The sequence below is a fragment of the Vibrio sp. 10N.222.52.C3 genome, from assembly GCF_041474195.1.
In the GTDB taxonomy this organism is placed as follows: domain Bacteria; phylum Pseudomonadota; class Gammaproteobacteria; order Enterobacterales; family Vibrionaceae; genus Vibrio; species Vibrio crassostreae_C.
Window position 1 is genome coordinate 1 of the sequence record NZ_JBFRTQ010000199.1, and the last position, 9866, is coordinate 9866.

Consider the following 9866-nt stretch of genomic DNA (forward strand, 5'->3'; position numbering starts at 1 on the left):
ATTAAGAATATCTTAAAAAATGATATGTGACAGGTGGAGTAGTCAACTTATGTAGACTATTCTTCTATTGATTAGTTCATTAACAAAAAGCTATTTTTCTCGGAATGATATGTTGCATTGTTGCTCTTGGTGAGTACAATTGCGGCTACCTGATGCGAGGTGTTGGTTAATTTGTTGTTAAACTCTGGTTTACACGGTTAATAATGTTATCGCACGTAGAGGTGCAATTATAAAAAGTAACTTCCGTTGGGGTGATGCCAATGAACGGGAATGAAAGGTGTAATTGCCGAAGTAAATTGTATATCTAAGCAATTTGCTGGGGTTGTGCTCAATAGGTACAACACTGCCATAGTCTTAATTTTAAACTATGGAGCGCTACTGTAGGGTTGGGTGAAGTGTTCACTTCCCTTTCGCTTAGTTCAACATGAGCTTGGTCAGCCGTATCAAGTTTGTCTGCAGTAGATCTCTAGCCAAATAAAAAACTGGTTTTTGAAGATCATGAATTTAATAGATTTTGCAACATCACCTTTATCTTTGCTTCCGCCCCTTGTGGCTTTGAGCCTTGCTATTGTTACCCGCCGTGTATTGGTTTCTTTGGGTGTCGGTATCATCATGGGTGCGATTCTACTTGCTGATTACTCAGTAGGTAACGCAGCTAGCTACGTGTTTACTAAAGCATCTGGTGTTTTCATCGAAGATGGTGGCATCAACACTTGGAACATGAGCATCATTGCATTCCTAATTATTCTTGGAATGACAACGGCATTATTAACACTGTCTGGCGGTACTCGCGCATTCGCGGAGTGGGCACAGTCTCGCGTTAAGAGCAAACGTGGTTCAAAACTACTTGCTGCTTTCTTAGGTGTATTCATCTTTGTTGATGACTACTTTAACAGCCTAGCGGTTGGTGCTATCTCTCGTCCTGTAACAGACCGCTTCTATGTATCTCGCGCTAAGCTTGCTTATATCCTAGATTCAACTGCTGCTCCTATGTGTGTGATCATGCCTGCTTCTAGCTGGGGTGCTTACATCATCACGATCATTGGTGGCATCTTAGTGACACACGGTGTGACAGAGTATTCTGCACTGGGTGCTTACGTTCGTCTTATCCCAATGAACTTCTACGCTGTATTCGCACTACTAATGGTGTTCGCAGTAGCATGGTTCGGTCTAGACGTTGGTAAGATGCGTGAGCATGAGATCGAAGCATCTCAAGGCCGTGGCTTTGAAGGTGACAACGATCAAAAGCAAGCTCACGATCTAAACGAAGAGTTAGATATCGAAGAGAGCGAAAACGGTTCAGTTTCTGATCTTGTTATGCCAATCGTATCGCTAATTGTAGCGACAGTGGCTGCAATGCTTTACACAGGCGGCCAAGCGCTGGCTGCTGATGGCCAAGCATTCAACCTTCTAGGCGCATTCGAAAACACGGATGTAGGTAAGTCTCTTGTTTACGGTGGTGTTATTGGCTTACTAGTAGCACTAGCGACAGTATTCAAGCAAAAGCTATCTATGACTGATATCGCAAGAACAATGTGGATCGGTGCTAGCTCTATGTTTGGCGCGATTCTGATTCTTGTGTTTGCATGGACTATCGGTTCTGTTATCGGCGACATGAAAACGGGTTCTTACCTATCGTCTCTAGTAACAGGCAGCATTGATTACCACTGGTTACCGGTTATGTTGTTCCTTCTAGCGGGCGTTATGGCGTTCTCTACAGGTACATCTTGGGGTACGTTCGGTATCATGCTACCAATCGCGGGTGATATGGCTGCAGCATCGGATATCGCACTGATTCTTCCAATGCTAAGTGCGGTTCTAGCGGGTGCAGTATTTGGTGACCACTGTTCTCCAATCTCAGATACGACGATTCTGTCTTCTACTGGTGCTCGTTGTAACCACATCGACCACGTCTCGACTCAGCTTCCATACGCGTTGTCTGTAGCGTTCGTATCGTGCATTGGTTTCATCACTCTAGGTATGACATCTTCAATTGGCATCGCATTTGGCGCAGCGTCTCTAACGTTTGTTGCTGTATGTTTTGCATTGGCTTACTTCTCTCGCTGCAAAATGGCGACGTGCAAAAGCTAAAATTGAAAGTTAATCAGTAAACTATCAGGGAGGCGTTTGCCTCCCTTTTTTGTGCCTGTTAATTTAATTTTAAGTTTCGTGAAAAAAGTTCGAATAAATGGTTGAAAAAGGATGTCAGCTTAGTTAGTGTGGAGACAAGACAGCAAACAACCTAAGAGCTGATAAGTATGCGTAAATTAGTAATGAACATTCATCACCATCATCACCCTATCTAGTCTTTCGGGGAGATTTACGTATACCCGGGAGCAAGATTACTCCCGGAGGTTAAGTCAAAAGAATTTAGATTTAAACCCTCGGGATGACAAAGTCCCCGAGGGTTTTTTAGTTTTAGCGCTTTTAAATGATCAATAAATTCAAATATTTGCACAGGGATACAGCAATGCAGACACAACGCCTAAGAATCGCAATTCAAAAGAAAGGTCGCTTAAGTAAAGAGTGCCAAGACCTACTTAAAAAATGTGGTGTTAAATTTAATATCATGGGTGAGCGCCTAGTGGTTCACTCACTAAATATGCCAATCGACTTGTTACTCGTTCGTGATGACGACATCCCAGGTCTTATCATGGATGGTGTAGTTGACCTTGGTTTCATCGGTGAAAATGAACTAGAAGAAGTTCGTCTAGATCGTGTTGCTCTTAAAGAGCCTTCAGAGTTCCGCACACTACGTCGTTTAGACTTCGGTGGTTGCCGCCTTTCAATCGCTATTAATAAAGACGAAGAATACAACGGCCCACAAGACTTAGCGGGCAAACGTATTGCGACAACCTACCCACAACTACTTAAAGCCTACATGGACGAGCAGGGTGTTGAGTTCAGCACTTGTATGCTAACAGGTTCGGTTGAAGTCGCGCCTCGCGCTGGCCTTGCAGACGCTATCGCTGATTTAGTTTCTACAGGTGCAACGCTTGAAGCGAACGGCCTAAAAGAAGCAGAAGCTATCTTCCAATCGAAAGCAACACTGATTCAACGTGTTGGCGACTTCGACGCAGACAAGACCGCACTGATTGAAAAACTACTGACTCGTATGCAGGGTGTTCAACAAGCGAAAGAGTCGAAGTACATCATGCTTCACGCGCCAACCTCTCAACTAGAGCAAATCAAAGCATTACTGCCTGGTGCTGAAGATCCAACGGTTCTTCCTCTATCTACAGACAAAGACAAAGTTGCCGTGCACCTAGTAAGTACAGAGAACTTGTTCTGGGAAACAATGGAACAGCTGAAAGAGTTGGGTGCAAGCTCGATTCTAGTATTACCAATCGAAAAAATGATGGGGTAGTGACGATGAGAACCGTTGTTTGGCAATCTTTAAGTGAATCACAGCAAGACTCGGTATTAGAGCGTCCAGCTATTACTGAAGGTGCAAACATCACAGCGACTGTTTCTGATGTTATTGCAAAAGTACGAAATGAAGGCGATGCCGCGCTTAAAAAGCTGACTGCAAAGTTTGATGGTGTAACTCCAGAATCTATCCGAGTCAGTTCGGGTGAGATTGAAGAGGCGTGTGCTCGTCTAACACCAGAGATGAAGCAAGCGTTAGAGCAAGCTTATAGCAACATTGCGAAGTTTCACGAAGCTCAAAAGCCGCAGCCAATTAAGGTTGAGACACAGCCTGGTGTTGTGTGTGAGCAAGTGACGCGCGCGATTAATACTGTTGGCCTTTATATTCCCGGTGGCAGTGCGCCACTACCGTCAACGGTTCTTATGTTAGGTGTTCCTGCTCAAATCGCAGGTTGTCGTAAGGTTGTGCTTTGTTCACCTCCGCCAATCGCTGATGAAATCTTGTATGTCGCTAAGCTTTGTAAGATCGACGAAGTTTACAACGTTGGTGGTGGTCAAGCGGTTGCAGCAATGGCTTACGGTACCGAGAGTGTGGCTAAAGTCGATAAGATCTTCGGCCCAGGTAATGCCTACGTTACGGAAGCAAAGCGCCAAGTGAGTAATGACTTCCGCGGAGCAGCTATTGATATGCCAGCTGGCCCATCTGAAGTGTTAGTGATTGCTGATGAAACGGCTGATGCAGACTTCATTGCAGCGGATTTGTTGAGCCAAGCGGAACACGGGCCTGACTCTCAAGTAGTATTGGTAACTCCATCTCCAGTGGTTGCAGACCAAGTAACAGAAGCGGTTCAAAAGCAACTGAAAGAACTGTCTCGTGCGAACATCGCTCAGCAAGCATTGGCTTCAAGCTTAATCATCATTGCTGAATCGATCACTCAAGCGATTGCGATTTCGAATTTCTACGGTCCTGAGCACTTGATCGTTCAAACCAAGAACCCACGTGAATTGCTGCCATTGCTAGATAATGCAGGCTCAATTTTCCTTGGTGACTGGTCTCCAGAATCTGCAGGTGACTACGCATCCGGCACAAACCACGTTCTTCCGACTTACGGTTATACCAAGACGTATTCAAGCCTAGGTTTGGCTGATTTCTCTAAGCGAATGACGGTGCAGGAGCTAACAGCCGATGGGTTGAAAGGCCTAGCGCCAACAGTAGTAACAATGGCGGAAGCCGAAGGTTTGGATGCACACAAACGTGCGGTGACCATCCGAGTTGAAAAATTAAATCGATTTGAACAGCTAAATAAAGCGAAATAAGGGTAGGGCATGGAAAAGTTAGCAAGAAAACAAGTTCAGGCTCTAACACCTTACTTGTCTGCAAGACGCATAGGCGGTACTGGTGATGTATGGCTAAACGCCAACGAATCTCCGTTTGATAACGAGTACAACCTGAACTTGTCTCGTCTTAACCGTTACAGCGAATGTCAGCCAAAAGAGCTGATTGATGCTTACGCTCAATACGCAGGCGTGAAATCAGAGCAAACACTGACGACTCGTGGTGCTGACGAAGGCATTGAGTTATTGATTCGTGCTTTCTGTGAGCCGAACGAAGACGCTATTCTTTACTGCCCACCTACTTACGGTATGTACGCAATCAGTGCAGAGACGATTGGTGTTGAGCGTAAAGTTGTGCCTCTTACTTCTGAATGGCAATTGGATCTTCCAGCTATCGAAGCTCAGCTCGACAACGTAAAAGTGGTGTTTGTTTGTAGCCCAAATAACCCAACCGGTAATTTAGTTGATCGTAAAGACATCATCAAGCTGCTTGAAATGACACAAGACAAAGCGATTGTGGTGATGGATGAAGCGTATATCGATTTTTGTCCAGAAGCGTCAACCGTTGATTTGCTTGAGCAATATCCAAACCTAGCGATTCTGCGCACCTTGTCGAAGGCCTTTGCTTTGGCGGGCTTACGTTGTGGCTTTACGCTAGCGAATAAAGAGCTTATCGATGTACTGTTGAAAGTGATCGCTCCTTATCCTGTGCCAATCCCTGTTGCTGACATTGCCGTTCAAGCTCTCTCAGAGCAAGGACTAGCGCGAGCTAAGTTCCAAGTTCTAGATTTAAGTGCTAACCGAGCGTATTTGCAGGCGGGTCTATTAGGTATGCCTCAAGTGACGGTTTTTGATGGCTGGGGTAACTACTTACTGGTGAAATTCCCGAACGGCGATGAGTTATTTAAAGCGGCTTGGGATACGGGCATTATTTTGCGTAATTCACCTATTGAAGACTGTGTTCGTATTAGTATTGGTAACCGCGAAGAGTGCGAAAAGACACTTGGATTCATTCGTAACTTTTATCAGTAATGAAAGGCTTACCAGTAATAACATTTGCCAGTTTGAGTTGATTAATTGGGCTGGCAAGTGAAACCAATATTTTGGGTTAGCGTTTGATTTTAGCTAGGCCACCAGATTTAAAATTAAAAGGAAGTTCAAGTGAGTAAACAACAGAAAATACTTTTTATAGACCGTGACGGCACCTTAATTGTTGAGCCGCCAGTTGACTTTCAAGTAGACCGTTTAGACAAGCTAAAATTCGAACCGCGAGTAATTCCTAGCCTGCTTGCTTTGCAAGATGCTGGTTACCGCTTAGTAATGGTCACTAACCAAGATGGTTTAGGTACCGATAGCTACCCACAAGAAGATTTCGATGCACCACACAATATGATGATGGAGTTCTTCGAATCTCAAGGCGTTAAGTTTGACGACGTGCTTATTTGCCCTCACTTTGACGAAGACAACTGCTCTTGCCGTAAGCCTAAACTGGGTATGGTTAAAGAGTACCTACAAGGCGGTAAAGTCGATTTCCAACACTCTGTTGTGATTGGCGACCGAATGACGGATCTTCAACTGGCAGAGAACATGGCTATCCGCGGTATTCAATATGGCCCGGATGCGGAAACTGAAGGCACGCTTAACTGGCCACAAATCGTTAAAGATCTGACGGTTAATGCGCGTATTGCTGAAGTAGTTCGTACTACTAAAGAAACCGATATCAAGGTTGCAGTAAACCTTGATGAAACCGGTGGCAACAAGATCGATACCGGCATGGGTTTCTTCGACCACATGCTTGATCAAATCGCGACACACGGTGGTTTCCAAATGAACCTGACTGTGAAGGGCGACCTGCACATTGATGATCACCACACAGTCGAAGATACCGCTCTGGCTTTAGGCCAAGCATTGAAAGATGCACTAGGCGACAAACGTGGTATTGGCCGTTTTGGTTTCAGCCTACCAATGGATGAGTGTTTGGCTCAGTGTGCGTTAGACCTTTCTGGTCGTCCATACCTGAAGTTCGATGCTAAGTTCAGCCGTGAGCAAGTGGGTGATCTTTCAACCGAGATGGTGGTTCACTTCTTCCGTTCTCTAACTGATACATTGGCTTGTACGCTACACCTTTCTTCTGATGGCAATAATGATCACCACATCATTGAGAGCCTGTTCAAAGCGTTTGGCCGTACTCTTCGCCAAGCAATCAAAGTTGAAGGTAACGAGTTACCAAGCAGCAAAGGCGTTCTGTAAGGGTTCGGTATGAAAGAGCAAAAAGTCGTTATTATTGATACTGGTTGTGCCAACGTTTCATCGGTGAAGTTTGCGATTGAACGTCTGGGCTACGCAGTTGAAATTTCAAAAGAACCAGAAGTTGTTCTTGCTGCCGACAAGCTATTCCTACCCGGTGTAGGTACAGCAAGTGAGGCAATGAAGAACCTGCAAGAGCGTGACCTTGTTACCCTTGTCAAGCAAGTTGAGAAGCCTCTGCTGGGTATCTGTTTAGGTATGCAGCTGTTAGGCAAACTGTCTCAAGAGAAAGGTCAAAAGGCTGATGAGTTAGTTGAATGCCTAGGTTTGTGTGATGGCGAAGTTCGTTTACTTGAAACGGGCGACTTACCATTACCACACATGGGTTGGAACACAGTAACAGCAACGCCTAATCACCCGCTATTTAAAGACATTGAAGAAGGCGAATACTTCTACTTTGTTCATAGCTTCGCAATGCCAGTGGGCGACTACACAATCGCACAATGTGATTACGGTAATCCGTTCACTGCGGCGGTTCAAAGTGGCAATTATTATGGTGTTCAGTTCCACCCAGAGCGATCTTCGAAAGCTGGCTCTAAGCTGATTCAGAACTTCTTGGAATTGTAATAAGGATTAGGCAGCGGCTAACGTTGCCATATAAGGAATGTAAATGATTATTCCCGCGTTAGATTTAATTGAAGGCCAAGTAGTTCGCTTATTCCAAGGAGACTACGGGCAAGTAACAGAATACAAAGTAGACCCAGCAGAGCAGTTTAATCTGTACCACCAAGCTGGCGCTGGCTGGCTGCACCTTGTTGACTTAACGGGCGCAAAAGACACAACGGCTCGTCAGTTAGACTTGATTGCTAAGCTCCTTGCTAGCACGCCTGCGAACATCCAGATTGGTGGTGGCGTGCGTAACGAACAAGATGTCGTTGATCTGCTAGAAGCTGGCGCACAGCGCGTTGTGGTTGGTTCTACAGCCGTTAAGCAACCTGAGTTGGTGAAAGGTTGGATGGAGAAGTATGGCGCGGAAAAAATCGTGCTGGCTCTAGACATCAACATTGATGAAAGCGGCACACGTAAAGTGGCGATTTCAGGTTGGCAAGAAGATTCAGGTGTGACTATTGAAGCGCTGATTGAAGACTACCTCACGGTTGGCCTTAAACACGTGCTGTGTACCGATATTTCACGTGACGGCACGCTAGAAGGATCAAACGTAGAGCTCTATGTTGATCTTTGTAAGCAGTACCCACAAGTGCAATTCCAATCATCGGGCGGCATTGGCAGCCTAGCTGATATCGAAGCGCTTAAAGGCAGCGGTGTTGCGGGTGTGATTGTGGGTCGTGCGCTACTTGATGGCAAGTTTACCGCAGAGGAGGCATTTGCATGTTGGCAAAGCGAATAATCCCTTGTTTGGATGTCCGTGACGGACAAGTGGTTAAGGGCGTTCAGTTCCGTAACCACGAAATTATTGGTGACATCGTTCCGCTAGCACAACGCTATGCAGAAGAGGGCGCCGATGAATTGGTATTTTATGACATCACCGCATCAAGTGATGGCCGTGTGGTCGATAAAAGCTGGGTGAAACGCGTAGCTGAAGTGATCGATATCCCTTTCTGTGTCGCTGGTGGTATTAAATCAGCAGAAGATGCAGCGCGCATTCTTGAGTTTGGTGCGGATAAAGTGTCAATCAACTCACCGGCATTGGCTAATCCACAGCTGATTACTGACCTTGCTGATAAGTTTGGCGTTCAGTGTATCGTTGTCGGTATCGATTCATACTTCGACAAAGAAACCGGTAAATATCAGGTTTACCAATTTACAGGCGATGAAGCGCGTACTAAAGCAACCAAATGGGAAACCAAAGATTGGGTGCAGGAAGTACAGAAGCGTGGCGCAGGTGAGATTGTGTTAAACATGATGAACCAAGATGGCGTTCGTAACGGCTATGATATCGATCAGTTAAACATGGTGCGTGAAGTGTGTAATGTGCCATTGATTGCCTCTGGTGGCGCTGGTGCAATGGAGCACTTTGCTGAAGCTTATAAAAAGACCAACGTGGATGGAGCACTTGCGGCTTCGGTATTCCACAAACAAGTCATCAATATTGGTGAACTTAAACAGTATTTAAAACAACAAGATGTAGAGGTGCGACTATGAGTTTTGAACCCGTAAGCTTATCAAAAACAGAAGTAGGCGCATTGTCAGAGCGTATTAACTGGGAAAAAGTAGATGGCTTAGTGCCAGCGATTGTTCAAGATTACCAGTCAAGCCAAGTGCTAATGATGGGATACATGAACCCAGCCGCACTTGAGAAAACGGGTGAAACTGGCAATGTGACGTTTTTCTCTCGCACAAAAGAGCGTCTTTGGACGAAAGGTGAAACGTCGGGCAATGTATTGCAACTGCAAAACATCGCCTTGGACTGTGACAGCGACACCTTACTGGTTAAAGTTAATCCCATTGGTCCAACGTGCCACACAGGTACAACAACGTGTTGGGATGGAGACAAGCAAGAAGAGTCTCAGATGGTGTGGCTTCATCAGCTTGAGCAGCTATTGGCTGCCCGCAAGGACGCCGATCCTGAATCTTCTTATACTGCCAGTCTATATGCCCGTGGCACCAAGCGTATTTCGCAAAAAGTGGGCGAAGAAGGCGTTGAAGTCGCGCTTGCGGCGACGTCGGGCGATAAGGCGGAGTTAGTGTGTGAATCAGCAGATTTGATTTACCACCTAATGGTTCTTCTTCAAGACCAAGGCTTATCGATGGATGATGTGGTAAACAAGCTGAAAGAGCGTCATAAGTAAGCTCTCTTTAGATTAATAGAACCGCGTAAAAGACAGACAAAAGCCCCGCAAACAAACATGTTTACGGGGCTTTTTAGTTTTTTAATTTTCAAGATTTCAAGATTT

9 protein-coding genes, 1 riboswitch and 1 other annotated feature are annotated in these 9866 nt (G+C 45.4%); all 9 genes read left to right on the plus strand.

Translation table 11 applies throughout. From position 1 onward, the window contains the following. Nucleotides 1-208: 208 nt before the first annotated feature. A riboswitch (Lysine riboswitch) is annotated at nucleotides 209-386 on the plus strand. A 112-nt stretch (nucleotides 387-498) separates the two neighbouring features. The 9 genes from AB4517_RS22020 to hisIE all read left to right on the plus strand — a co-directional run bounded on the left by AB4517_RS22020 (nucleotide 499) and on the right by hisIE (nucleotide 9761). Then, nucleotides 499-2091 carry a Na+/H+ antiporter NhaC family protein gene (locus tag AB4517_RS22020; protein WP_017060263.1) on the plus strand — a complete coding sequence of 531 codons (1593 nt, stop codon included), beginning with the start codon at nucleotides 499-501 and terminating at the stop codon, nucleotides 2089-2091. 190 nt (nucleotides 2092-2281) lie between these two features. Then, nucleotides 2282-2417, plus strand: a sequence feature (His leader region). A 53-nt stretch (nucleotides 2418-2470) separates the two neighbouring features. Next, complete coding sequence (gene hisG / locus AB4517_RS22025; protein ID WP_017060264.1) at nucleotides 2471-3367, plus strand: ATP phosphoribosyltransferase; 897 nt, start codon at nucleotides 2471-2473, stop codon at nucleotides 3365-3367. Then, nucleotides 3367-4686, plus strand: coding sequence for a histidinol dehydrogenase (gene hisD / locus AB4517_RS22030; RefSeq protein WP_102429165.1), 1320 nt, complete (start codon nucleotides 3367-3369; stop codon nucleotides 4684-4686). The genes hisG and hisD overlap by 1 nt, the downstream gene beginning before the upstream one ends. A 9-nt stretch (nucleotides 4687-4695) precedes the next feature. Next, nucleotides 4696-5736, plus strand: a complete 1041-nt coding sequence (gene hisC, locus AB4517_RS22035) for a histidinol-phosphate transaminase (protein WP_017060266.1) — start codon at nucleotides 4696-4698, stop codon at nucleotides 5734-5736. Between the two features lie 129 nt (nucleotides 5737-5865). Continuing rightward, entirely contained in the window at nucleotides 5866-6954 is a 1089-nt protein-coding gene (gene hisB, locus AB4517_RS22040; RefSeq protein ID WP_017060267.1) for a bifunctional histidinol-phosphatase/imidazoleglycerol-phosphate dehydratase HisB, read from the plus strand. Between the two features lie 9 nt (nucleotides 6955-6963). Beyond that, on the plus strand, nucleotides 6964-7578 hold the full coding sequence (hisH, locus tag AB4517_RS22045) for an imidazole glycerol phosphate synthase subunit HisH (RefSeq protein ID WP_017060268.1): 615 nt from the start codon (nucleotides 6964-6966) through the stop codon (nucleotides 7576-7578). Between the two features lie 43 nt (nucleotides 7579-7621). Further along, nucleotides 7622-8359, plus strand: a complete 738-nt coding sequence (gene hisA, locus AB4517_RS22050; protein ID WP_012604374.1) for a 1-(5-phosphoribosyl)-5-[(5-phosphoribosylamino)methylideneamino]imidazole-4-carboxamide isomerase — start codon at nucleotides 7622-7624, stop codon at nucleotides 8357-8359. Beyond that, a complete protein-coding gene (gene hisF / locus AB4517_RS22055; protein WP_017060270.1) occupies nucleotides 8341-9114 on the plus strand; it encodes an imidazole glycerol phosphate synthase subunit HisF in 774 nt (257 codons plus the stop codon). The genes hisA and hisF overlap by 19 nt, the downstream gene beginning before the upstream one ends. Next, the gene (gene hisIE, locus AB4517_RS22060; RefSeq protein ID WP_017060271.1) at nucleotides 9111-9761 is read left to right on the plus strand and encodes a bifunctional phosphoribosyl-AMP cyclohydrolase/phosphoribosyl-ATP diphosphatase HisIE; all 651 of its coding nucleotides are present in this window, start codon (nucleotides 9111-9113) and stop codon (nucleotides 9759-9761) included. The genes hisF and hisIE overlap by 4 nt, the downstream gene beginning before the upstream one ends. Nucleotides 9762-9866 lie beyond the last annotated feature (105 nt).